Raw genomic sequence first — 24,366 nt, 5'->3', positions numbered from 1 at the left:
ATAATTTAATATATACTAATAACAAATTATTTTTTATGACTAAAATTTGTCCAGATTGTGGATCTTCAATGAAAGATGATTGTAAATTTTGCTTAAATTGTTCTTGTGATTTAAGGTTTATTTCAAAAAGATTGTTCTGCACAAATTGTGGTGCTGAAGTTGATTCTAATTCTCCTTTTTGTTCTTCATGTGGTCATAAAGTATATAAACCTAATAAAAATATCTTTTGTCCAAATTGTGGAAGCAAAGTAAAAGATGGATCACTATTTTGTGGAAATTGTGGTAATAAGTTAGAATAGTGCATTTAATATTGTAAAATATTATTAATAATTATAGGGACTGTCAATTTGTTAGCTCTTGGTCATATTTTTTTAGTTTTTTTTCTTTTTCTTTGATTCTTTTGTGTTTGTGAAAAGATTTAAATATTAGTTGTTGTTTTCTTGTTGTGATGGGTTTTAATACTAGTTTTTTGTGTTTTTTATTTCTTTTTAAATCTTTCTAATTTTTGATTAACTGGTTGATTTTTTTCTTAAATTATTTTTTACCATATTTTTGTAATTATTTTCTTAATTTGAGCAATAATAAGTTTTATATAGGTTGGAAGACAAATATTTATACATGAAACAAAAAAACAAATGCCTTCCATATCTTATTTTTAGATGGCAACCAATATATATTTAACTATTTCGAATGTTGATCTTGTTAGAAAAAATGATGATGAAAGAGTGCAATGTAGTTTTGGTGATGAATACTGTTCAATTTTTTTTGTATATTGATGGTATTCTATGATGAAGATTGCGTTTATTAACAAAGATGGGGTTATTGAGTAATCCATGATCCTCATTGTAAATCATTGTTTTTCTCATGATGTTATTAAAAAATCTTATAATAAGCGTAAAATCTATTTAGAAAACGGAATTAGTGTTTATTATTAAAGTCAAGTGATATACTTTGTAAGAAATGTAGAAATATTATAGTCAAGTATTAGGCTTAATAGGAATTTTATGAAGATTTCTGTAATTTTTCAACTAAAATGAAAAACAAGGCAATTGAGTTGCGAAAAAGATGGTTGGGATTCATTAAGAAATCTTTCTTGGACTATTTAATGTTTTTAATAGCATTAATATGTCATATGAAACGATATAGAAAATCTCTTTTAACTTTCGATGGATTGTTATTATGTTAACACCGATATGAAATTTTCACCTTTATGCTGCTTATGACTGTACAGTGGATTATGAATTGAGCGAAAATGGTATTATAGACATATATTATATTGATTTAATTAATCGAATGCCTATTGCAGAGTTAATATAGTGAAAAAAGAATGATTCTGCAACAACAAAAAAATTTTATAAAAAACAGCATCAAAGCAACAGAGTCCATTGCAATTGTAACGGATTTAAAACCAGGATATGATAAAATAATGAGAGAAATTGGATTTGATCACCAACACTGCACATTTCACTTAAGTATTATAATATCAATGAAGAACTTAGAGAAGAACTAAAGCAAATACGCAAAGAATATGAAAGCAATCTAAAAAAAAACAAAACCCTAAACTACTCAGAAACACAAATCAAAAAACAATCCAAAAACATGATAAACAACTACAAAATAGAAATCAACGAATATTATAAGCATATTTTACAAATTATTCAAAAAAGAAACCTACGAAGAAGCAATATGAATACATCAATTTCCTAAAAGAAAAATTAATAAACTTATCCACCAATTCTAGCAAAATACTTAAAGAAAAAATTCTTCCCAGAATTACAAAAAATACATTACAATTCCTTAAAAAAAAGACACAAAGGAAAACTAGACTGTACTAACAATCAAATAGAAAATTACATTGGAAATACAATGCCCCAAGCACATAAAAAGAAATTTAGAACATTAAAAGGAATATTCAACCAGATAATGCACCAAAAAGATGGCTGGATCGAAAAACGAAAACAAGAGCTAACAAATTGACAGTCCCCTTTTTTTAAAATTAATAAATATTAAATAGCAACTTTTAGTATATATTATATTGGTTACTAAAATTTTAATCATCTCTCGGTGTTTACTATTTTTTGTAGCCAGTGTGTGGGGTGAGAAGTTGCCGCTTCTACGACCCCAATGCTCTTTTTCTACAATAACATTAAATTATTCATCTAATAATTTTGGGTTTTTTGATGTTTTTTCACTTACTACTTTTTTACCAGTATTTGCTTCCAGTTCTCTGCGTGCATTACCAGCTATGTTTCCTCCACGTTTAGCAACAATTTTGCTTTCTTTGAAACCTTCTGGATTTTCACTTTTACTAATTTCTGTGGTGGCTAATTCACCTAACATAGTGATAATTAATTCTGCATTAGTCATATTATCCCGTAAGCTTTCTTTACGTAAACTTTTATACTGTTTATGTTGTTTAGTAGTTAATCCAAAAGAAGCTTTACTAATTTCATTAGTTAATATTGCATATTCTAAACCTTCTTCAATACCAGACCTATCCCATTCAGCAGTTAAGTCTTTTCTAGTTTCAATACTTCGCATTCTTTGAGTAATCCAATCTTCACTATAACCTTTTTTACGATAGGTACTTATTGCTCTTTCAATTGCTAATTCAGGGTCTGCTATTTCATCAAGTCTTTCACTACCTACTTGAGCTAACCATTGTTTGAATGGTTCTGCTTTTTTAGAAGGGATAGATTGTATGATACGGAATAAATCTTTAGTATTTGCAACATCAGTTTCACGTAATTTACCATCTTTAGCAGGCATTTTCAAATGTCGACAATTTGTCGACAGATCAACACCATTTTCTAATTCACGTTTTTTTAAACGATACCAATAATCTCGTGGTTTGTTACTGTCAGTTAATACTGCAATAACATCTATTACTGAAAAGTAATAATCTTCAATTTCATCATCCCATTTTGCTCTTATTTCTTGGGATTCAAATAATTTAATACTATTTTTATCATCACTCATTTTTAACCCATTTTTATTTTTTAATATTTTATTCGTAATCTTTATCAATTTGATCCCAATAAGATTTACCTTTTTCTGAACCATAAATTCTTACATATTCATGTCCATTTTCTTTTTTTACTGGTTGATCATGATGATAGGCCCAATCACCATCTCCTTTTTGGGATTTATCTCATTTTTTAACATAATCATCAGATCCGTATTCAGGTTCATCTGAAGAGGAACTGTAACTTGATTTTTCTGTATTAGTAACTACGGGTTCATCACTTGCAGTTGAATTTATTGTTTTATTTTTAATGTTTGTTGTAGTATTTTCTGTAATATTTGTTGTGTTGTTTTGCTTGTGTTTTGTTGATAGGAGTATTATCTGTTAGTATATATGTTGCTCCTGCGACTATAATGCAAGTAATTATTAATATTATAATTATTTTTTTAGTCTCCATAATTAATATCCTCAGTTTTTTTATCATGATTTTTTTCTTAGTTTTAATTTTTTTGTTTTAAATGTTAATAAATGTTACTATTCAAATATTTTCTATAATGAAAGTTTATTGTTCAGTATTTTAATTAAAAACATGTTTATTTGTTCATGTGTGAAAAATGAAAGACAATGTGTTTGAAAATCAAGCGTTCAATGAAAATAATAAAAAATTAATCAAAAACATGAAAACAACATTTATCACGAAAATAACTCCTCAAACTCATCATCACTCACAAAAGCAGATGACTTTTTAATTGTATCCTGTATTTTTTTATTAATACGATCATCAATATTATCAACAAAATCTTCATATTTACTAATAACATCATCTTTTTTCTTATTTTCCTCTTCAAGTTTAACAAACTCAGGACTTTTAACATCTAAACTATTAACTTCAGAATTAATAGTGACTGCACTTAAGTGTTGAATATATTTTTGTTTAAGTTTATCAGGATCATCAAAAAAATATGATTCGTCAGTTTTTGTTTTTGATTTTCCTTGCATACTATTAACATCATCTTTACTCATACCATCATTCAGTAATGCTGAAGCATGAAACTTCCTTAACATATGAGGTCTAAATCTATTGTATGTTCCTTTTTTACCAATCCTAAATGGTCATTTATTTGAGCAAACTTTGTACTAATATGATGTAAACCAATATCAAATAATGGTTCTTTAAGATCATATTTGTTATGACAACGAATTATTAAATAATATGCAATTTTTTGAGAGGCTTCAGGGCTACAGAAAGTATAATAATATTTATTAGTTTTCTGACGTTTTAAACGAAAAGTTGGAACTACATCTTCATTATCCACTAAGAATTTTAATATTTCATAAAAATCAACTTGATTTATATAATCTGATACGCTTTTTATATAGTCAGCAATAGTAAGATTTAAAGTTTCTCTTCTACTGCAACCACTTGAAACCATGAATAATATTATGGCTTGAAGTAATGGAGTTGTTATTTCTAAAGATTGTTTTATTATTTCTTTATCAATTAAGTCTTTGAAACTAATAGGTACTGGTAAATAACTATTTTTAACATTATTAATAAAAATTAATAGTGCTTATGGAGAAAAAAGTATTCGAAAATTTAAATCTTTTAATAACTTTTATTTACTAAAATAGAAAAGTTTTTATATGTATAAACAATAATAATATTTAAAAAATATAAAATCAATATATTTTAGTGATAAACAGGAGGTTTATTTTATGAAATTTGAAGAACAAGAATCAATAGATGATTCTTTAGAAGAAGTTGGAGCAGAGACAGAAAACAGCTCTAATGAAGAAACTAAACCGATGTTAGATTATGATTATATTAAAAGTTCTGAAGATATTGAAGTTCCTCCTTTATTAATAGATCAAGTAATTGGACATGAAGAGTCAATTGAAACTATTAAAAAAGCAGCTAAACAAAGAAGGAATGTTTTATTAATAGGAGACCCAGGTGTAGGTAAATCTATGCTTGCGAAAGGTATGGCACAAATATTACCTCATGAAACTCTCCAAGATATTTTAGTATATCCTAACATTGAAGATAATAATCATCCTTTAATTAGAACAGTACCTGCAGGTGAAGGTAAAAAAATTGTAAAGGTAAATAGAGGGTCTGCAAAGGGGCATGAAGAGAGAAAAACAATGATTACTATGTTTGCAATTGCAGCTGTTGTTGTTATTGGATTTATGTATGGAAGATTGCTTGAAGCAATTATTGCTGCAGCATTAATATTATTAATTTCACTTCAAATTAAACCTAAATCTAATAATGCAGCTCCTAAATTACTTGTAAATAATGAAGAAAACAGATTTGCTCCATTTATGGATGGGACTGGTGCTCATGCAGGAGCTCTTTTAGGAGATGTACGTCACGACCCATATCAATCAGGAGGTCTTGGAACCCCAGCACATGAACGTGTAGAAGCAGGTATGATTCATAAAGCTCACAAAGGAGTTTTATATATTGATGAAATGGGTACAATGTCTATGAAAACTCAACAAGAGTTATTATCTGCAATGCAAGAGAAAAAATATGCTATTACGGGCCAAAGTGAAAACTCAAGTGGGGCAATGGTAAGATCCCAATCAGTACCGTGTGATTTTGTTTTAGTAGCTTCAGGAAACTTGCAAGTTTTAGAAGGAATGCATATTGCTATGAGGTCTAGAATCAGAGGATACGGTTATGAAATATTCATGAAAGACCACATGGATGATACAGAAGAAAATAGGAAAAAATTAGTTCAATTTGTAGCTCAGGAAGTTAAAAACGATGGAAGAATCCCTCACTTTGCACCAGATGCAATAAATGAAATTATCATGGAAGCTAAACGTAGATCTGGTCGTCAAGATGCTTTAACTTTAAAATTAAGAGACCTTGGTGGACTTGTAAGATCTGCAGGTGATGTAGCTATTGAAAAAGGAGATAATTTAGTAACTGCTGAACATGTATTCGAAGCTAAAAAATTCGCAAGAACTCTTGAACAACAAATAGCTGATAGATCTATCATTCAAAGAAAACAATACAGTATGGTTAATGCTGAAGGTGGAAGAATAGGTCTTGTGAATGGATTGGCTGTTATTGGAGATAGAAGTGGTATAGTTTCCCCTATTGCTGCTGAAGCTGCTCCATCCCAATCTAAAAATGGTGGTCAAATAATAGCTACAGGTAAACTTGGTGAAATTGCTAAAGAATCAGTTCAAAATGTAAGCGCTTTAATTAAAAAATACACCAACAAGAATATTTCTGATTATGATATTCATGTTCAATTTATTCAAACTTACGATGGTGTTGAAGGAGATTCGGCTAGTGTATCAATAGCTACTGCAGTTATTTCTGCTGTTGAAGAAATTCCAATCGATCAAACAATTGCATTAACAGGTTCACTTAATGTACGTGGAGATGTAATGCCTATTGGTGGTGCAACTGCTAAAATTGAAGCTGCTGCTGAAGCTGGAATGAAAAAAGTATTGATTCCTAAATCTAACTTAAAAGATGTCATGCTTGAGAAAAAATATAAAGACATGATTGAAGTTATTCCAACAGAAACCTTAAGTGATGTTTTAGAAAATATTTTAATTAGTGGAAGTAAAAAAGACACTTTAATTGAAAAAATGAAAAACATTGGTTCTAAAGTAGTAGAAAAAGTTCCAAAAACATCTATTAATAATCCAACTACTAATTAGTTGGATTTAATTAATTTTTTTTAAAGCTATTTCTTTTAATTTTTTATAAAAGTTATCTTCACTTTTTTTAATTTCTCTAAATGAAGAATCAATTTTACATCCACATAAATCACAACTACCAATTATTAAATCATTGCAATCTTTTTTAATTAAAATTCCAAAGTATTCTTCTTTTAAATCACCATATTTATCAAATTCTTCTTGTGTTAGCTTAATTGAGTAATCTTCAGTGGAATATATGTCACATTCATTTAAAATTGGAATAAAAGCAAGCATTCCAAGAGTTATGAAGATGTTTTCATGATTTAATACTTTTAAAACTCGTTTTTCATAGTTGTCATTACTATTAATATCATATTTTTTTAAATCAAGGATATTATTTGTGCCAATGTAATTATCATGATAAATCACAGTAGCTACTAAATCAGGGTCGATATAATCATCACATGTAGCTCTAATATTTTTGATAGTTTTAATAATATTCATTAATAAACTCCTCGTATTTTTCACATAATGAATAGACTTTATCAATTTTAGTAATTTGTCTAAGCCAATCTATAGGAATATCATCAAAACCATAATAAATTCCTGCAAGCCCACCACAAATAGCAGCTATAGTGTCTGTATCCCCACCTAAATTAACAGCTTTTAACACTGCATCTTTGTAATTATCAGTATTTTTTAAACAATAAATTACACTTTCAAAAGTGTCAATTACGTAACCTCTACTTGATACAGTTTTGATATTGTCATTAAATATGCGATTAAAATGATGTAATTCATTTGAATTTTTATAATAACTTTTAATTTTATCACCTGCAAGTTTAACATGTTCATTAATACTTAAATCATTTTCAAGCATAGATTTAGCTATTAAGATATAAAATACACAAGATATTTTTGATCTTTCATGACTATGAGTCAATCCACTTACATTTTCAATTGTTTCATAGTCTATATCAGGAATAAAAGCTAATGGCAATATCCTCATTAGTGATCCATTTCCATTATCTCTTTCATCACCACATCCACATTCAAGAGCAGGTATTCCTTGCTTATATTTCATTAATGCATAACTTGTTGTATTTCCAAAGTCAAATGTTTCACCGTAAGGTGTGTATTTTGATTTAAAAATCCACAATGAAAACTCATGTTGTATATCTTCATAATCGATGGCTTTTTTATTAACAATACTTGCCATTGTAGCTATTGTCATAGATGAATCGTCAGAAAAAGTTCCTGGAGGTTGATTATAAGTACCATAACCTATCATATCAGTAACGGGATGTGTTTCAAGGTATTCTCTTAATTTAAATTCAACAGGAACACCTAATGCATCTCCTACAATTAATCCACAAATTCCATCTTTTACTTTCATAATTTATTTGTATGGTATTAATCATAAATTAAAATTATGATTTTAAAATCTGATGATTTTATTTTAAGGGAATGGTTAGAAAGTGATGCAGAAGATTTGTATAATTATGCTAAAAATCCAAAAATAGGTCCAATTGCAGGTTGGCCACCACATAAAAATGTTGAATATAGTTTAAATATAATTAAAACAGTATTTTCTAAAAAAGAAACATATGCAATAGTATTTAATGATGTAGCTATTGGTTGTGTTGGTCTTTTAATTCATCCTGATTGCAATCATTATTGGGGTGATGGCTCAGCAGAACTTGGGTATTGGGTTGGGGAAGAGTATTGGAATCGTGGAATTGCTACTAGAGCGTCTAAATTATTAATCAATCATGCTTTTAATGATTTAGATATTAAACAGATTTATGCAACTTATAGAAAAGACAACACTCAATCAAAAAGAGTTTTAGAGAAATTAGGTTTTAGCTATTACACGGAACTTAAAAACATTAATTATTTAGGATATGAATTTGATGAAGTAGCTGTAATTTTAAAAAAATAATATTATATATTATTTTAAATATAGTCTAATATATGACAAGGATATGTAAAAATTGCAATTTTGAAAATCAAGATTCCTATGATTTTTGTGCTAAATGTGGAAAGCCTCTTGTTGAGGATGTTCAACTTAAACAATTTTATGTTTATGATTCTGAACCAGATGTTCATAGCGGTGCATTAATATTATCTTACATTGTAACAATATTTTTTTCATGGAGTGGTTTTGTAGTAGGTTTAGTTTCTAAAAATACAGCTATGAGTGCATTTACATTCTTTGGATTTTTCATGCCTTTTTATTTACTTCAGTCAAAATCAAAGAAACTTAGATATCATGGATACATTCAATTGTTGATTTCACTTATTGGTGTAGCTTTATCATTTTACATAATTTTTCACTAGATTTTGAATTTCTTCTTTAACTAAACTAAGACATTTTTCTCCACTTTCACTAAATCTAAAATGGTCCTTGAAATATTTTCTTTTCAAGAATTTCAAAAATAGCTATGCTTTTATTCAGTTAATTCCTTTTGATTTTAGAATTTTATTAACACACTTTTCGCCACATCCATTTATAGCAATTATTTGGAATTTTTTAAGCATATAATTGTTTTTATCTTCAATATCTGCTGATGTTGAACCCATACATATTGGAATAATGTTTTATTTTCTTTTTTTAGCATCTCTAGAAGCTACTCTTCCAACTAATCCATTTGTACTCATTTACATGTGCAAGGGCTATTCTATCTACCAGAGAATCACACAATAAAAATTTTTATATTTCCAGTTAATAAATGTAGAGGTATTGCAAAAATGTTAATTCCACTATCAGCCATTGCTTGGGAAGATGCATCTCCCCTATCCATTCCTTGACCCCAATCATATTCACGAATACTATCTAGAATATCAGAACCGAATATGTCTGCTGCAGCTATGTCATTAACACTAACAATTATATGGGGTGTAAAATGATAAGTATAAGAAATTATATCTCGAGCTGCACCATAGGGGTCTTGAGGATCATTTAAATGGATATTATGTAATGTTTGACCTTCAGCATTAACGGAATCACCAGGATAAATCCAATTAAATCCTCCAATTATACTAAACTTAGCAGCCATATCAATACCAGGATCTCCTTCTGTTGTATCTTCTGCTATAAATAAAATTGGGCTTATAGCTGTAAATAATAAAAATACGATAATTATTATAGGAATTATTCCAAGTATTAACTTTCTATTTTTCATATTTTTAGATTTATAATTTAAGTATTAATAAATTAACTATACTGCTACATTACTAGAAACATCTTATTTATTTATAACTATTAATATATTTAATTATAAGATTATTCAATTAATTTTTTTTATAGGTGTTCTTGATGAGTATTAGAAGAGTATTATATAATCTTGGTATTGGTGAAAAATTTGATTGGAGGTTTTTTATTCAATCGATTATTGTAATAAGTGCACTTGTTCTGTCTGTTTGGTCTTTATATGATTATTGCACAGAGTTTGGATTTTCTTTAATTGAATTTATTTTTAAAAGACAGTTTCCTATTTTTAACATAATAAATATTATAATTCTTTTTTTATTAATTGTATGCTCCTTTTTTAATGATAAAAAAAATTATTTTTTGGACGTATTAATTCTATATGAATTATATTTAATATTGGGGATTTTTTTTGATTTAATCATGTCTTTATTAATTGCTATTTCATCATTGTTATTCGCATGTTTTTTAACTGCATTAAATAAGAAAAATTATAAAAATGCAGATTATTTTATTGTAGGAATTACAATTTTTGGGATTATTTTTTCAATTTATTCTGTGTATTTAGATAGTTGGTTATTTGATTTTAGATTTATCATGGTTCCTATTTCAATAGCTGCAACATTTTTTGTAAGATATAAAGAGTATAATTCTGAAAAATAGTACTATAAACTTTGCAATGTCGTAAACCTAAGATTTTTCTAAAAATACTTATTTTGTTATTATTATAATATTAAGTGTTTATTGTTAATACTAGGTGTTTATTTTATTAGTTTTTAATAATGAATAAATTGTTGTTTTTTCATCAATAGTGATTATTTTTGCTAGTTGTGAAGCTAAAATATCATGTCCATAATCAATTTTATACATGTTTTATTTATCAAATACAACAATTAACGCCTGATAATCCAAATTATTTAATCTTTTGAATATGTCTTTTTTAACTTGATAAAACACATTTATTGTGTATCCTATTTCTGACAATTCCTTACCTCGCGGTATTTATTCAGATGGCAGTATGATAAGTATATTGTTTGGTTTAAAAAATGTGTATTTTAATAAGTAACCGCATAATTTTTTAATAATTAGATACATAAATTTAATTGAATAAATTATTGGTGATATTGTGATTATAGGTGGTTCAGCTTCACAAGATTTAGCAGCTCAAGTAGCCCGTGAACTTGGTGAAGAATTATGTTATGTAGAAACTAAAAAATTCCCAGATGGGGAGAGATATTTACGTATTAATGGGAAAATTGAAGAGGAAGTAACCATTATCCAATCTACTGGATATCCTCAAGATGAAAACTTAATGGAATTATTATTTACAATTTCTAATCTTAAAGATTTAGGAGCTAAAAAAGTTCGTGTTGTAATTCCATATTTAGGTTATGCACGTCAAGAAAGACGTTTTAATGATGGAGAAGCAGTGTCTGCAAAAATAGTAACAAATTTAATCGAATCAGCTGGTGCAGACGAGTTTATCACGTTTAATATTCATGAAGAATGTGTTTTGGATTTTTTTAATATTAAAGCTAGAAACATTTCTGCAATGCCTGCAATAGCTGAGTATTTAAATAAAAAATATACTAAAAAATTAGGTGAAAAACCTTTAATTGTTGCTCCTGATAAAAGTGCATTTGTATTTGCCAAAGAAATTGCAGAAATCTTAGATACTGATGCCACATACCTATCGAAAGTTCGTTTTGGTCCAGATAAGGTGGAAACTAAAATTGTTGATGAGAAAGGAATGGAAGATGTTAAAAGTAAACCAGCTATTATAGTAGATGATATTATATCTACTGGTGGAACTATTGTAAATGCAATTAATATTTTAAAAGAAAATGGTGCAAAGTCCATTGATGTTTGTTGTGTTCATGCTGTTTTAGCTAATAATGGTGCTGTTAAAATATATTCTGCAGGTGCAGGTAAGATTATAGCAACAAACAGTTTATCTTCTGATACTTCAAGAATTTCATTATCTAAAAGTATTGCAAATGTTTTAAGGGAATAAAATGACAATAAATAAAGAACTAATCAAAGAAGAGCTTATAAAAATAGCAAATGATTTATTAATCAATTATTCAGAACCTGATTTTGTTGAAAATATTTCAATAATGCGTATGGGAGATGAAACTACTTTTTTAGGTTCTTTAAAAGTTTTTGATGAGAAAAACTTAAATCCAATTAAAAGCGAGTTAGAAAAACAACTTAAAAGATATGGAAAATTAACAATAAGAGATCAAAAAGTTGTTCCTTGTTGTGCTCCAAAGCATTTTCATATTAGTTTCAATATTTCTATAACCGATTAAGATTTTTATGAAAGAATTTAAACTCAATTCAGCTTATACGCCATTAGGTGACCAACCAAAAGCTATTAATTCATTAGTGGAGGGTATTAATAGAGGTATTAGGGAACAAACTCTTTTAGGTGTTACTGGTTCAGGTAAGACTTTTACTATGGCTAATGTTATTGAAAAAGTTCAAAAACCAACTCTTGTTATTTCACATAATAAAACATTAGCTGCACAATTATACGAAGAATTTAAAGAATTTTTTCCAGATAATGCAGTTGAATATTTTGTTAGTTATTATGATTATTATCAACCTGAAGCTTATGTGCCTCGTACAGATACTTTTATAGATAAGGAAGCATCTATTAATGAAGAAATAGATATGATGAGGCACTCAGCAACACAATCACTTTTATCAAGAGATGATGTTATTGTTGTTAGTAGTGTAAGTTGTATTTATGGTATTGGTTCACCTGAGGATTATGGTGAATTTGCATTTGGAATTGCAGTTGGAGATATTTATGAAAGGTCTGAGATTTTATCACGATTAGTTTTTATGCAATATGAACGTAATGATATTGAATTTGACAGAGGTCAATTTAGAGTTCGAGGAGATGTTATTGAAATAAATCCAGTTCATGGGACTCCACCTATAAGAGTCGAGCTATTTGGGGATGAAATCGATGCAATTAGTATTATTGATAAAATCACTGGTAAAAAATTAGAAAATCTTCCACGTTACATGATTTATCCTGCAAAGCATTTTGTTGTTGGACAAGATAGAATGGATGTAGCTATTAGAGATATTTCCCAAGAACTTGATGAACGTCTTAATGAACTTAATTTAGCTAATAAACTAGTTGAAGCTCAAAGATTAGAACAAAGAACACGTTTTGATATTGAAATGCTTCTTGAAATGGGATATTGTCCAGGAATTGAAAATTATTCTATGCATTTATCTGGGAGAAAATGGGGTGAAAAACCTTATTCTCTTTTAAAATACTTTCCAGACGATTTTTTAACAATCATTGATGAGTCGCACGTGACTATTCCACAAATTAGAGGCATGTATAATGGAGATAGAGCTCGTAAAGAAACATTAGTTGAATATGGTTTTAGGCTTCCTTCAGCTAAAGAAAATAGACCTTTAAGGTTTGATGAATTTGAATCTTCTGTTCAGGATGTTATTTATGTCTCAGCAACACCAGGTCCTTATGAGCTTGCAAAATCTAGAAATGTTGTTGAACAAATTATACGACCTACTGGTTTAGTGGATCCTGAAGTAATAATAAGGCCGGTTGAAGGTCAGGTTGAAGATTTACTTAGTGAAGTTCGAAAAATATCTAAGGATGAAAGAGTTTTAGTTACTACTTTAACAAAAAGAATGGCTGAAGATTTAACGGATTATTATGCAAGAATTGGTGTTAAAGTAAGGTATATGCATTCAGAAATAGATACATTAGAGAGAATTGAAATCGTGGATGATTTAAGAAGAGGAACATTCGATGTGCTTGTTGGGGTAAATTTATTAAGAGAAGGCCTTGATTTACCAGAGGTATCTCTTGTAGCCATTTTAGATGCAGATAAAGAAGGATTTTTAAGAAATCAAACATCTTTAATACAAACTATTGGAAGGGCTGCAAGAAATGTAAATGGTCGAGTAATAATGTATGTTGATGATATGACTGATTCTGTAAAAAATGCATATGATATTACACTTAAAAGACGCCGGCTACAAATGAAATACAATGAAGAACATGGAATTACACCTAAATCAACTAAAAGGACTTTAAAAGAAAAAACTTCAGAAAATACTAAATATGATGGTGCAATTAGTGATGTATCTAAAATACCAAAAGATGAGCTTAAATTATTAATTAATGACTTAGAGCAAGATATGAAAGATGCAGCTTCTAGACTTGATTTTGAACGGGCTGCTGATTTAAGAAATAAATTATTTGCTCTTCGTGGTATGGATAAAGAATAATTTGACTTAATTATAAATTACTTTTCATTCGCTCTTATTAAAACTTTATATGATATGATGTCATAATATTAATATTATTATATTTTATTGGGGGAGATTATCATGGCAGAAGATAAAAAACAAATTGTCATTAAAGGTGCACGTGAACATAATCTACAAAATATTGATGTTTGCGTACCTCGTGATGAATTTATTGTAGTTACAGGTTTAAGTGGATCTGGTAAGTCTTCTCTTGCTTTTGATACTATTTATGCTGAAGGACAGCGTAGATATGTTGAATCATTATCAGCTTATGCAAGACAATTTTTAGGACAAATGAAAAAACCAGAAATGGATTATATAGAGGGTTTATCTCCAGCTATTTCAATTGATCAAAAAACAACAAGAGAAAATCCAAGATCTACTGTTGGAACAATTACTGAGGTTTATGATTATTTAAGATTACTTTTTGCACGAATTGGAGTTCCCCACTGTCCTAATTGTGGTAAAGAAATATCTAATCAGACTATTGGTCAAATTGGAGATAATATTATCGAAGAAGGTGAAGGATTAAAAATTCATATTCTCTCTCCAGTGGTTCGTGATAAAAAAGGACAACACAAAGATGTATTAGAAGATTTAAGAAATAAAGGATTCATCCGTGTAAGAGTTGATGGGGAAATTAAGCAATTAGATGAAGATATTAAACTTGCAAAAACCTATAGGCATAGTATAGATGTTGTAGTAGATAGGCTTAAAATTAGAAAAGGCGTTGACTTTAAAAGGAGACTTGTTGATTCTCTTGAAACTGCATCTGAGTTTAGTGATGGTTTAATCACTGTTTTATTTTCAGGCAAAGAAGAATATGAAAAAAAATATTCAGAACATTTTGCTTGTGTTGATTGTGGATTAAACTTTGAAGAATTATCTCCTAGAATGTTTTCTTTCAATGCTCCTCAAGGAGCTTGTCCTGAATGTAATGGTATTGGTTCTAAAATGGAGATGGATCCGGATTTAATAGTTCCAAATAGGAATTTAAGTTTAAATGAAGGAGCTATTGCTCCATGGGCTAGCTCAACTAAAAAAGAAAATTATTACTATCAAATGCTCGAAGCAGTATCTAATCATTTCAAATTCAGTATGGACACTCCATTTAATGAATTATCAAGCAAACACCAAACCATATTACTATATGGTTGTGATGATAAAATTCCATTTTCATTTAAACGTAGAAATAAATCATATATGGTTAATCGTAAATTTGAAGGTGTTATTCCAAGAATGGAGAGATTATACTTTGAAACAAAATCAAACTATTCAAGAAAATATATCTCAAAATTTATGAGTGATAGAAAATGTCATGTTTGTGATGGTAAGAGATTACGTCCAGAAGCATTAGCAGTTACTGTTGGTGGAAAATCAATTGCTGATGTTTGTGATTTATCACTTAAAGATTCATATAAATTTTTCCAAGAATTAAAACTTACCGATAGGGAAATATTCATTGCTAAAGAAGTTTTAAAAGAAATAAATGCTCGTTTAAGATTTTTAGTTGATGTAGGATTAGATTACTTGTCAATGTCTAGATCTTCAGGTACATTATCTGGCGGTGAAGCTCAAAGGATTAGACTAGCTACTCAAATAGGTTCAGGTTTAGTAGGAGTATTATATATTTTAGATGAACCAAGTATAGGACTTCATCAAAGAGATAATGTTAAGCTTATTAAAACACTAAAAAGACTTAAAGATTTAGGAAATACATTAGTTGTTGTAGAACATGATGAAGAAACAATATTATCTGCTGATTATGTTGTAGATATTGGTCCTGGAGCAGGAGAACATGGTGGTAAAATTGTAGCTCAGGGAACACCAAAAGAAATCATGGAAACTCCAGAGTCTATTACTGGCCAATATATATCTAGAAAACTAAAAATTAATGTTCCTAAAACTCGCCGTGAAGGAAATGGTAATTTTATTAAAATAGTTGGAGCAAAACAAAATAATTTAAAAGATATTGATGTTGAAATTCCATTGGGTAAATTTACTTGTGTTACAGGTGTAAGTGGTTCTGGTAAAAGTAGCTTAATTAATGAAATATTATATAAGGGAATTCATGGTAAATTTGCTCGTAAATTTACTTTTGCAGGAAAATATGATGAGATTGAAGGAACTGAGAATATTGATAAAATCATAGCTATTGATCAAAAACCAATTGGTAGAACTCCAAGATCTAACCCTGCTACATATACAGGAGTGTTTACAGATATTCGTGATTTATTTGCACAAACTCCAGAAGCTAAAGCAAGAGGATATAAGCCTGGAAGATTTAGTTTTAATGTAAAAGGTGGAAGATGCGAAGCTTGTTCTGGTGATGGAATTGTACAAATTGAAATGCACTTTTTAGCTGATGTATATGTTCCATGTGAAGTGTGTGGTGGTAAACGATACAATGAAGAGACTTTAGATATTAGATATAAAGGTAAAAATATCTATGAAGTTTTAGAAATGACAGTTGAAGAAGCTTTAGAATTCTTTGAACATATTCCAAAAATTAATAAGAAATTACAAACCTTATACGATGTAGGGTTAGGTTACATGAAAATAGGACAACCTGCTACAACATTGTCAGGTGGTGAAGCTCAAAGAATTAAATTAGCTAAAGAATTATCAAGAACAAGTACTGGTAAAACATTGTATATTTTAGATGAACCAACTACTGGGCTTCATTTTGATGATATTAAAAAGCTTTTAGAAGTTTTAGCTCGCCTAACCGATGCAGGTAATTCTGTTGTTGTAATTGAACATAATTTAGATGTAATTAAAACAGCAGATCATATTATTGATTTAGGTCCTGAAGGAGGAGATGGTGGAGGTCAAGTAATAGCTAGTGGAACTCCAGAAGAAATTGCTAAAAGTGGTACTTATACTGGTCAATTTTTAGAAAAGATTTTAAATGAAAATATAACTCCTTATGCAAAAGAGTTAATTGACATAAAAGTTTCCAAGTAAATTTATTATTTTATTAATATTTTTAATAAACTTTTTAAAATTTGTTTATTAAAATTTCTTTTTTTTTAAAATATTTTTATTCTTTTTTGTTAAAAACATATCAATAAAGTTATTAATTAATATTGATAAACTATTTTATAGTGGTGATACTATGAGAGAGTTATATGAAAAAATGATTTCAGAGGCTATGGCTGCTCAAAAAGCAGACATTGAGGTAATCTCAAAAAACAGGTATAACAGCTTTAAAATCAGTGATGCTAAACCATATGCTGATGCTGTTTCAAAGATGAAAGCACTAGATATTCAAGCAGAGTCTGTAATAAATTTGCACAAAAAATCTGTTGAAAGTCATTTCGATGTATTATCTTCAATAACTGATACTATTGTATCTGAAGATGATCCATTTATTGAACATTTCCAAACTCCTCCAGTTTTAGAAATTTTATGTGAGGAAGATGGTAAATTTGCAGATAGTATAGATAAATTTGTACAGGCTATAGCGGATTGTGAAGCTTTAATAGCTCGTGAATCAATTAGAAGATATGGTGGTTTTTATGGACCTACTTGTGTAGTGGATTTTGCTTTAATGCCAGGAAGTACTAGTAATGTTGTAAATCAAATTTTACAAAAAACTGATATTCCACTCCTCCATAAACAAGCTATTTTATCTGCTAAATCATGGGGTATGAATACATCTTATGGTATAGGCGATGTATTTGCTAATGCCATAGAATCTGGTGCAACTGCAAGTGAAGCAACAGAAAAAGAAATAGCTATATTACAAGACATCTATAAAAATTCTATCGAAGCTCAAGGGAAATTAATGGATGATTCAAAGCATTCTTCTTTTGATGTAAGAGATTATATGAACAAATATAAAAAGAAAATGACTTCTACAGTAAAATCTGCAATGGATGATGAAGTGCACTATGGAAATATTGTAACTGTACCAGCATACTGTGTTGGAGATATTGGGCATCATATTGGTCAATCTACTTATAATATGTGTAAAGATGATGTTACCCTTGCAATTGTACAAACAGTTGCTGAGGTTATTGAAAGTTCTTTAACAAACAATTTAGACAATTATAAGCATGCATTTAATGTATTAAGTTTAGCTACTGGTTCAGCTGCTTGTGCATCAGAATATATTTTAGAATTAGATGGATTTAATGCACCAATGGTGGTTGATTTATTATCTAAAAGATACCATAACTATGTTCAATTATATCCTACAAGAGGAGCAGCTGCTGAGTTACACAATTGTGACTTTATGGATATGATTTACAGAGGATTTAATGCAATCTCAGATGCCCGTAAATATAGGGCTGGTTTAAAAACAGATTTAGTTCCAAAAATCAGTGATTTGGATGTTGATTTAGGTCCTATTTTAGAAAATGAAATAATTATGAATCCACAAAGATACACCTATCCTGCATGTGCTATAACAGTTAGATTCTCATCTCTTATGAGATTAGCTGATTATCCTTGTTTACTTACTTCAGAACCTATTACAGCTACTATGATGACTAATGTTATTGCATTAGATAAAAATCTTCCAGGTTCTCCAGTAAGGGGTTGTAAAAATTGTGCAGCATCTTCATTAGTAGATAATAAACATGAATACTGTCAATGGAGAGAAGCTGTTTAATTAAGGGGTAACTATGACTTGCAATATTCAAAAAAAGTTTCTTGCTGAACTTTTAGGAACATTCTTTTTAGTATTTTTTGGAACAGGTTCTGCAGTTGTAACTTTGCTGATTTCAGATTCAATAAATCCCAATAATGTAGGTATTGGAATTTTAGGAGGTCTTGGAGACTGGATTGCAATAGCTTTAGTATTTGGTTTAACTGTAATGGTTTGTATTTATTTATTTGGAAAAATTTCCGGTGCTCATTTAAATCCTGCAGTAACAATAGGATTATTAGTTTCTAAAAATATAAACTTAATTGATAGTTTGTATTATATTATAGGACAAGTTATTGGAGCATGTTTAGGAAGTTTAGCATTGTATTTATGTTTAGGTGCTCCTGCAGTTCTTATTGGAGGTTTAGGAGCAACTGCACCTGGATTAGGCGTAAGTTATCTTCAAGCAATGTTTGCTGAATTTTTAGGAACATTCTTCTTGGTAATAGTTGTTATGGGTGTTGCTATTGATAAAAAAGCAGAACCTGGTTTTGCAGGTATTTCAATTGGAATGACTGTAACAGCTGTTATTGCTGTTTTAGGGGCATTTACTGGTGCTTCAATTAATCCAGCTCGTACTTTTGGTCCCTATTTTATGGATATGCTTTTAGGCGGTGCTAATTTATGGATTTTCTTCCCAATTTATTTAATTGGCCCTATTTTAGGTGGAATTTGTGCTGCTTTAGTATATCAATATCTAGCTAAAGGTACAGATGTTTGTGAACTTCCACAACCATTTAGAGAATAAATTTAAAGGGTATTTTTACCCTTCTTTTTTTTTATTGATAAAGTATTTATTTAATGCATGATAATATTAGTTAAGAGGAGATTTAATGAACTTTGATATTAAAGAAGCATTTTTAATTTTTGTCCGTGGAATTCTTATGGGTTCTGCTGATATTGTTCCTGGCGTGTCTGGTGGAACAATAGCTTTAATTACAGGAATTTATGCACATTTAGTAGGTGCAATTAGTAAAATCCGATTTGGATTTTTAAAACCACTATTAAAACTTGACTTAACAGGTTTTTGGGATAAGCTACTTGAAGAAATTGATTTCAAATTTTTTATACCTTTAGGATTAGGTATTGCATGTGCTTTACTTTCACTTTCTAGTTTTATTACATATTGTATGGATTTTCATGCCGCTTTAACATATTCATTTTTTTTAGGATTAATTATTGCTTCTGCGTATATCTTATTTAAAAAATTAGATCAAATTACAATTAAAAACGTTCTTTTTGCCTTTTTAGGATTTATTTCAGCATATATTTTTGTGAGCATAAATCCTATTGCAGCTAATCATTCCCTTCCAGTCTTATTTGTTTCAGGCCTTATTGCAGTTTGTGCAATGATTTTACCAGGAATCTCTGGATCATTTCTTTTAGTCTTATTGGGACAGTATAAATACATGTTAAATGCTCTTCGCGAAGTACATTTAAGTGAAATTATAGTATTTTTAGTGGGAGCAGTTATTGGAATTTTGGGGTTTTCAAAAATTTTAAATTTCTTGGTTAAAAATCATGAAGAAATAACAATGGCATTTCTCATTGGAATAATGCTTGGTACATTAAAAATACCCGCTTCTGTTGTAGTATCATCTGTTAGTGGTATTTTTTCCGCTTTCACATGTCTTATTATAGCTATTATAGCATTTGTAATTATAATTATACTTGAAACTAAATTCGATTAAAATTTGTTTTTTAGTACATAAATTAATTAATGTATATGTTAGATACCATTTATGCATTAAAAATTTATTAACAATTAAAAATAAAATATATAACAATGTTAGTTTTAAAAAAAGTTAAAAAACAGTGGAGATTATATCCAATTGGTTCACCAAAAGGGGCTTTAAATACAAAAAGAGAAGTTGAATATGTTGGAACTATTAAATTTAAAAGTGATGGTGAATCAATAAATATCACTCGTTTTATAGCTGATTATAATTATAATGATAATTCTACTTTAAATGAAAAATTAATTCCTCCTCAGGAAGTAATAAAACTTTTAAGAAGCCAAGCAGTTTTTTTGGCATCAAAAGATGAAAAAATTGAAGAATATCTTGAATCATTAAATATTAAAGTAAGGCACACAAAAGTTTGTGATTTTTGTGCTTTTGATGGAAATATTACAATTGTCAACTCTGATTTTTCATATAATTTTAATAATCAATTAATTTGTAAAGATTGTGCTCTTGATACAATAAAACAAGAAATTAACTTACAAGGTTTTGATAAAAAAATTTTTAGAAATCTTAAAAGAATTTTAGAAAAAACCCATAGTTTAGAAAAAACTTTATCCGTAATTTCACCAAAATTCGACCCACTAAAAAATAAAGATTTAACATTATTTGATAAAACAACTAAAAAATCACGATATAAAATACCAAAAGCAGATATGAAACGTCTTAAAATTCCAAAAAACTTTAAAAAAGTTTTAATTGAATCAGGAAATACTAAACTACTTCCAGTTCAATATTTATCAATTAAAGAAGGGCTTTTAAAAGGTGAAGATCTTTTAGTTGTAAGTGCTACTGGAAGTGGAAAAACTCTTGTTGGAGAACTTGCAGGAATCAGACAAGCTCTTAAAGGTGAAAAATTTATATTTCTAACTCCATTAGTTGCACTAGCAAATCAAAAGTATCGTGATTTTAAAAAGAAATATTCAAAATTAGGATTAAAAGTAGCTATTAAAGTTGGAAGGAATAGAGTTAAAGCAAAAGGAGAACTAAACTTACCTGATAGTGATGTTAAAAAAGCAGATATTGTAGTTGCTACTTATGAAGGAATCGATTATTTACTTAGATTGGGTAATTTTAAAAGCTTATCTAAGTTAGGTGTTGTATTAATAGATGAAATTCATATGATTGATGATGAGGATAGAGGTACTAGATTAAATGGATTAATAAAACGTTTAAAGAAGTTATATCCTCAAACACAAATCATTGGATTGTCAGCTACTGTTAAAAATCCCCAATTCTTAGCAGATGAATTTAATATGAAATTAGTTCAATATGATAATCGTCCAGTTCCATTAGAAAGGCATTTAGTTTATATTAGAAATGAGTCTCAAAAACGTCATTTAATCAGAAAGCTAGTTCAAAAAGAATTTAATACAAAATCGAAAAAAGGTTTTAGAGGACAAACTATAATATTTACAAATTCAAGACGTAAAACTCATCAAATAGCTAATTATTTACAAGATAAAAAAGTTAAAGTCGCAGCATATCATGCAGGATTATCTTACTATAAAAAAGAAAAAATAGAAAAAGATTTTGACAAGGGAAAGTTATCCGTAGTTGTTACAACAGCAGCTCTAGCAGCAGGAGTTGATTTTCCAGCATCACAAGTAATATTTGATTCTCTTATAATGGGAAATAACTGGATTAATTATAATGAATTTTCACAAATGTTAGGACGGGCAGGCAGACCATCTTATCATGATAGAGGAATAGTATACTTGCTTCCAGAAATTAAAAACGATTTCATGGGAGAATCTGAAGAATCAAAAGCATTAGATTTACTTGAAAGTAATAATGAAGATGTATATATAGAATACGATGAAGAAAGCTCATATGAACAAATTTTAGCAGATATTTCATCTAAATCTATTAAAACAATAAAAGATTTAAATGATTATTATAAAAAGATTGATGTTCCAATAAGTATTAAAGTAGCTATTGATGAGTTGAAAAATTTAGGAATGATTAATCGAGTTTCAAATCAACTTAAAATAACTGACTATGGAAAAGCTACTTCAATATCTTTTTTATCAATTGAAAATGCAGAATTTATTCGTGATGCATTATTTGATAAGAATTATTTAAAAAATCATGTTAGATTGTCACCAATATATAAAAATAAAGATAAATATGACAAACTAAAAGTAAAAATCTTAGCAATGGCTCTTGACTTAGAACTATTTGAAAACGTATATTTATCTAGTGTAGTTCACAATCAAATAGCTAATGCACTAAAAATTAAATTCTCAACAAGATTATTTGCGGATTCTACATTAGATATTATTTCATCAGGAGAAGCTATTGACAAAATAGATTCTAAATTTAAAGAGGCTTTAATAGCTATTCAAAGTGATTATTTAAGATGTAAATGTGCTGAAAGACCATTTTGTGGGTGTCTTCAATTAGGAATATCTGAATTTATTATTCATGAACGTTTAAAAGGAAAAGATCCATTAGATATTTCAAATAAACTTTTTAGAAAATATCAAATTCAGGTTTATCTTGGAGATATATTTTCATGGCTAGATAATTTTATTAAAAATTTGGATGCAATTAAAAGAATTGCAGAATCATTTAACAAAATTAATATTGTTAAAAAAACTAATTATTTGATTAGAAAAGTAGAAAATGGGTGAGACAATGACACATCCTCATAAAGATGTAATTGCAAATATGAACGAAATTGGAAGTCTAGTTGGAATAATTGAAGACTCAAAAATAAATTATATAAGGGGCAATTTATCTATTCACTTACATGAAAGTCAAATAAAACTCCTAAAAAGAGTTTTCAAGCATGAAAAGCCTCACCATAAAAAGGTTAGAGCTCGTCAGTATGCAAAGTTAGGTGAAGAAACATCTCATTTTAAAATCCATAAAAAACTATATTTAAAAAATTACTCTAAATTAGCTAAAAAAGGTTTAGTTGAAATTATCAATGAAGATTTTGAATATGAACTTCCATATGATGTAATTTTAACAGATAAAGGGAGAACAATTTTAGATGAAATTTATAAATTAGAAAAAGATTGGCAGGATATTATTGGATGTGATGAAAACACATTAGAAGTCTTACAATCTCTAGCTTTAAATTCATTTGAGATATCTTACAAATTTAAAAAATCACAAAACTTTATTTTTTAAATAAAGCTTTGATTTTAGTATTTATCATTTTAAATAATTATTTTTAATATTTTATCTTTAAATAAAGCTTTTTTCATTTTAAAAGTTTTTATTATTAAAAATAACATTGTTTAACAGATTAAATTACTCTTCTTTTATCATTATATTTTTTTTATAGCTTTTACTGTTTTTTTTTAAAATATTATTTATTATTTTTGTTCTTTCATGATTTAACAATCAATTTTAATATATTATTCCAAATATCATGTAAATTTCTGTTTTCGTTATAAAATTTACAGTATCATTTAGCAAAGTATTTATATTATAATGATATATATAAATTGTGTATAAATAATGTTCATTAAGTTTTTATGCGGGAGGTATTTAATAAACTTTTTATTATTTTGAAGTAACTTTGATATTCATTAATGATTATATTAATGAAGAGTATGTATAATATTTGTTTAAAATAATTGTAAATAAACATGGAATATATAATTTTTATTCTATGATTATTGATTAAATTAATAGTATATTTAAGCTGTTGAAATTAAAAATTTATAGAAAAATTATGTTGGGACTGTCAATTTGTTAGCTCTTGTTTTCGTTTTTCGATCCAGCCATCTTTTTGGTGCATTATTTGATTGAATATTCCTTCTAATGTTCTGAATTTCTTTTTGTGTGCTTTGGGCATTGTATTTCC

The 24,366-nt window shown here is 28.3% G+C and carries 23 protein-coding genes; 15 read left to right on the top strand and 8 right to left on the bottom strand.

Annotation, left to right across the window (positions count from 1 at the left end; translation table 11 throughout):
- Positions 1 to 35: 35 nt before the first annotated feature.
- Together MBORA_RS03125 and MBORA_RS03120 are read left to right on the top strand one after the other, a co-directional pair.
- Complete coding sequence (locus MBORA_RS03125; protein WP_081738389.1) at positions 36 to 299, top strand: zinc-ribbon domain-containing protein; 264 nt, start codon at positions 36 to 38, stop codon at positions 297 to 299.
- A gap of 1,028 nt (positions 300 to 1,327) precedes the next feature.
- On the top strand, positions 1,328 to 1,510 hold the full coding sequence (locus MBORA_RS03120) for a hypothetical protein (protein WP_063720217.1): 183 nt from the start codon (positions 1,328 to 1,330) through the stop codon (positions 1,508 to 1,510).
- A gap of 641 nt (positions 1,511 to 2,151) precedes the next feature.
- On the opposite strand, the gene MBORA_RS03115 is transcribed toward MBORA_RS03120, so the two are convergent.
- From MBORA_RS03115 to MBORA_RS03105, 4 genes are all read right to left on the bottom strand, one after another.
- Positions 2,152 to 2,979 carry a BRO-N domain-containing protein gene (locus MBORA_RS03115; RefSeq protein ID WP_042693933.1) on the bottom strand — a complete coding sequence of 276 codons (828 nt, stop codon included), beginning with the start codon at positions 2,977 to 2,979 and terminating at the stop codon, positions 2,152 to 2,154.
- 293 nt (positions 2,980 to 3,272) lie between these two features.
- Positions 3,273 to 3,422 (bottom strand): hypothetical protein, encoded by a 150-nt coding sequence (locus MBORA_RS10505; RefSeq protein WP_155930824.1) that lies wholly within the window; start codon positions 3,420 to 3,422, stop codon positions 3,273 to 3,275.
- Between the two features lie 236 nt (positions 3,423 to 3,658).
- On the bottom strand, positions 3,659 to 4,030 hold the full coding sequence (locus MBORA_RS03110) for a hypothetical protein (protein ID WP_052331831.1): 372 nt from the start codon (positions 4,028 to 4,030) through the stop codon (positions 3,659 to 3,661).
- Positions 4,024 to 4,398 (bottom strand): hypothetical protein, encoded by a 375-nt coding sequence (locus MBORA_RS03105; RefSeq protein ID WP_052331830.1) that lies wholly within the window; start codon positions 4,396 to 4,398, stop codon positions 4,024 to 4,026. Before MBORA_RS03105 ends, MBORA_RS03110 begins: the two co-directional genes overlap by 7 nt.
- A 283-nt stretch (positions 4,399 to 4,681) precedes the next feature.
- Here MBORA_RS03105 and lonB point away from each other — a divergent pair, with 283 nt between their 5' ends.
- Entirely contained in the window at positions 4,682 to 6,652 is a 1,971-nt protein-coding gene (lonB, locus tag MBORA_RS03100; RefSeq protein WP_042693931.1) for an ATP-dependent protease LonB, read from the top strand.
- 6 nt (positions 6,653 to 6,658) lie between these two features.
- On the opposite strand, the gene MBORA_RS03095 is transcribed toward lonB, so the two are convergent.
- Both MBORA_RS03095 and MBORA_RS03090 read right to left on the bottom strand, forming a co-directional pair.
- The gene (locus tag MBORA_RS03095) at positions 6,659 to 7,138 is read right to left on the bottom strand and encodes a hypothetical protein (RefSeq protein WP_063720216.1); all 480 of its coding nucleotides are present in this window, start codon (positions 7,136 to 7,138) and stop codon (positions 6,659 to 6,661) included.
- Positions 7,125 to 8,030 carry an ADP-ribosylglycohydrolase family protein gene (locus tag MBORA_RS03090; protein ID WP_042693929.1) on the bottom strand — a complete coding sequence of 302 codons (906 nt, stop codon included), beginning with the start codon at positions 8,028 to 8,030 and terminating at the stop codon, positions 7,125 to 7,127. Before MBORA_RS03090 ends, MBORA_RS03095 begins: the two co-directional genes overlap by 14 nt.
- Before the next feature lie 36 nt (positions 8,031 to 8,066).
- Here MBORA_RS03090 and MBORA_RS03085 point away from each other — a divergent pair, with 36 nt between their 5' ends.
- Together MBORA_RS03085 and MBORA_RS03080 are read left to right on the top strand one after the other, a co-directional pair.
- Positions 8,067 to 8,576, top strand: a complete 510-nt coding sequence (locus MBORA_RS03085) for a GNAT family N-acetyltransferase (RefSeq protein WP_042693928.1) — start codon at positions 8,067 to 8,069, stop codon at positions 8,574 to 8,576.
- 32 nt (positions 8,577 to 8,608) lie between these two features.
- Positions 8,609 to 8,974, top strand: a complete 366-nt coding sequence (locus MBORA_RS03080) for a zinc ribbon domain-containing protein (protein ID WP_042693926.1) — start codon at positions 8,609 to 8,611, stop codon at positions 8,972 to 8,974.
- 114 nt (positions 8,975 to 9,088) lie between these two features.
- Here MBORA_RS03080 and MBORA_RS10210 read toward each other — a convergent pair whose 3' ends face one another.
- Together MBORA_RS10210 and MBORA_RS03075 are read right to left on the bottom strand one after the other, a co-directional pair.
- Positions 9,089 to 9,217, bottom strand: a complete 129-nt coding sequence (locus MBORA_RS10210; RefSeq protein ID WP_081738388.1) for a putative zinc-binding protein — start codon at positions 9,215 to 9,217, stop codon at positions 9,089 to 9,091.
- Positions 9,218 to 9,330: 113 nt separating this feature from the next.
- Positions 9,331 to 9,819, bottom strand: a complete 489-nt coding sequence (locus MBORA_RS03075; protein WP_042693924.1) for a hypothetical protein — start codon at positions 9,817 to 9,819, stop codon at positions 9,331 to 9,333.
- Between the two features lie 449 nt (positions 9,820 to 10,268).
- Here MBORA_RS03075 and MBORA_RS10500 point away from each other — a divergent pair, with 449 nt between their 5' ends.
- The 10 genes from MBORA_RS10500 to MBORA_RS03025 all read left to right on the top strand — a co-directional run bounded on the left by MBORA_RS10500 (position 10,269) and on the right by MBORA_RS03025 (position 23,684).
- Positions 10,269 to 10,508: a hypothetical protein gene (locus MBORA_RS10500; protein ID WP_042693920.1), complete on the top strand. Its 240-nt coding sequence runs from the start codon at positions 10,269 to 10,271 to the stop codon at positions 10,506 to 10,508.
- A gap of 463 nt (positions 10,509 to 10,971) precedes the next feature.
- A complete protein-coding gene (locus tag MBORA_RS03065; RefSeq protein WP_042693919.1) occupies positions 10,972 to 11,859 on the top strand; it encodes a ribose-phosphate diphosphokinase in 888 nt (295 codons plus the stop codon).
- A gap of 1 nt (position 11,860) precedes the next feature.
- Positions 11,861 to 12,157 carry a hypothetical protein gene (locus MBORA_RS03060; protein ID WP_042693917.1) on the top strand — a complete coding sequence of 99 codons (297 nt, stop codon included), beginning with the start codon at positions 11,861 to 11,863 and terminating at the stop codon, positions 12,155 to 12,157.
- Positions 12,158 to 12,164: 7 nt separating this feature from the next.
- The gene (gene uvrB, locus MBORA_RS03055; protein ID WP_042693915.1) at positions 12,165 to 14,126 is read left to right on the top strand and encodes an excinuclease ABC subunit UvrB; all 1,962 of its coding nucleotides are present in this window, start codon (positions 12,165 to 12,167) and stop codon (positions 14,124 to 14,126) included.
- Between the two features lie 102 nt (positions 14,127 to 14,228).
- Positions 14,229 to 17,114, top strand: a complete 2,886-nt coding sequence (gene uvrA / locus MBORA_RS03050; RefSeq protein WP_042693913.1) for an excinuclease ABC subunit UvrA — start codon at positions 14,229 to 14,231, stop codon at positions 17,112 to 17,114.
- A 151-nt stretch (positions 17,115 to 17,265) separates the two neighbouring features.
- The gene (locus MBORA_RS03045; RefSeq protein ID WP_042693911.1) at positions 17,266 to 18,765 is read left to right on the top strand and encodes a DUF2193 domain-containing protein; all 1,500 of its coding nucleotides are present in this window, start codon (positions 17,266 to 17,268) and stop codon (positions 18,763 to 18,765) included.
- A gap of 13 nt (positions 18,766 to 18,778) precedes the next feature.
- Positions 18,779 to 19,549: an MIP/aquaporin family protein gene (locus tag MBORA_RS03040; protein WP_042693909.1), complete on the top strand. Its 771-nt coding sequence runs from the start codon at positions 18,779 to 18,781 to the stop codon at positions 19,547 to 19,549.
- A gap of 136 nt (positions 19,550 to 19,685) precedes the next feature.
- Positions 19,686 to 20,492: a DUF368 domain-containing protein gene (locus MBORA_RS03035; protein ID WP_042694063.1), complete on the top strand. Its 807-nt coding sequence runs from the start codon at positions 19,686 to 19,688 to the stop codon at positions 20,490 to 20,492.
- A 95-nt stretch (positions 20,493 to 20,587) separates the two neighbouring features.
- A complete protein-coding gene (locus tag MBORA_RS03030) occupies positions 20,588 to 23,179 on the top strand; it encodes a DUF5814 domain-containing protein (RefSeq protein WP_063720214.1) in 2,592 nt (863 codons plus the stop codon).
- Between the two features lie 4 nt (positions 23,180 to 23,183).
- A complete protein-coding gene (locus tag MBORA_RS03025; RefSeq protein WP_042693908.1) occupies positions 23,184 to 23,684 on the top strand; it encodes a hypothetical protein in 501 nt (166 codons plus the stop codon).
- Positions 23,685 to 24,366: the final 682 nt, after the last annotated feature.

Source organism: Methanobrevibacter oralis (assembly GCF_001639275.1).
Taxonomy (GTDB): Archaea; Methanobacteriota; Methanobacteria; order Methanobacteriales; family Methanobacteriaceae; genus Methanocatella; species Methanocatella oralis.
The sequence above is the reverse complement of the archived record's forward strand: the minus strand, read 5'-3'. Positions and strand labels throughout refer to the sequence as shown.

Coding starts and splice junctions, on each gene's coding strand:
- MBORA_RS03125 (WP_081738389.1), top strand. CDS start 36: ATGACTAAAATTTGTCCAGATTGTGGATCTTCAATGAAAGATGATTGT.
- MBORA_RS03120 (WP_063720217.1), top strand. CDS start 1,328: ATGATTCTGCAACAACAAAAAAATTTTATAAAAAACAGCATCAAAGCA.
- MBORA_RS03115 (WP_042693933.1), bottom strand. CDS start 2,979: ATGAGTGATGATAAAAATAGTATTAAATTATTTGAATCCCAAGAAATA.
- MBORA_RS10505 (WP_155930824.1), bottom strand. CDS start 3,422: ATGGAGACTAAAAAAATAATTATAATATTAATAATTACTTGCATTATA.
- MBORA_RS03110 (WP_052331831.1), bottom strand. CDS start 4,030: ATGTTAAGGAAGTTTCATGCTTCAGCATTACTGAATGATGGTATGAGT.
- MBORA_RS03105 (WP_052331830.1), bottom strand. CDS start 4,398: ATGGTTTCAAGTGGTTGCAGTAGAAGAGAAACTTTAAATCTTACTATT.
- lonB (WP_042693931.1), top strand. CDS start 4,682: ATGAAATTTGAAGAACAAGAATCAATAGATGATTCTTTAGAAGAAGTT.
- MBORA_RS03095 (WP_063720216.1), bottom strand. CDS start 7,138: ATGAATATTATTAAAACTATCAAAAATATTAGAGCTACATGTGATGAT.
- MBORA_RS03090 (WP_042693929.1), bottom strand. CDS start 8,030: ATGAAAGTAAAAGATGGAATTTGTGGATTAATTGTAGGAGATGCATTA.
- MBORA_RS03085 (WP_042693928.1), top strand. CDS start 8,067: ATGATTTTAAAATCTGATGATTTTATTTTAAGGGAATGGTTAGAAAGT.
- MBORA_RS03080 (WP_042693926.1), top strand. CDS start 8,609: ATGACAAGGATATGTAAAAATTGCAATTTTGAAAATCAAGATTCCTAT.
- MBORA_RS10210 (WP_081738388.1), bottom strand. CDS start 9,217: ATGGGTTCAACATCAGCAGATATTGAAGATAAAAACAATTATATGCTT.
- MBORA_RS03075 (WP_042693924.1), bottom strand. CDS start 9,819: ATGAAAAATAGAAAGTTAATACTTGGAATAATTCCTATAATAATTATC.
- MBORA_RS10500 (WP_042693920.1), top strand. CDS start 10,269: ATGTCTTTATTAATTGCTATTTCATCATTGTTATTCGCATGTTTTTTA.
- MBORA_RS03060 (WP_042693917.1), top strand. CDS start 11,861: ATGACAATAAATAAAGAACTAATCAAAGAAGAGCTTATAAAAATAGCA.
- uvrB (WP_042693915.1), top strand. CDS start 12,165: ATGAAAGAATTTAAACTCAATTCAGCTTATACGCCATTAGGTGACCAA.
- uvrA (WP_042693913.1), top strand. CDS start 14,229: ATGGCAGAAGATAAAAAACAAATTGTCATTAAAGGTGCACGTGAACAT.
- MBORA_RS03045 (WP_042693911.1), top strand. CDS start 17,266: ATGAGAGAGTTATATGAAAAAATGATTTCAGAGGCTATGGCTGCTCAA.
- MBORA_RS03040 (WP_042693909.1), top strand. CDS start 18,779: ATGACTTGCAATATTCAAAAAAAGTTTCTTGCTGAACTTTTAGGAACA.
- MBORA_RS03035 (WP_042694063.1), top strand. CDS start 19,686: ATGGGTTCTGCTGATATTGTTCCTGGCGTGTCTGGTGGAACAATAGCT.
- MBORA_RS03030 (WP_063720214.1), top strand. CDS start 20,588: ATGTTAGTTTTAAAAAAAGTTAAAAAACAGTGGAGATTATATCCAATT.
- MBORA_RS03025 (WP_042693908.1), top strand. CDS start 23,184: ATGACACATCCTCATAAAGATGTAATTGCAAATATGAACGAAATTGGA.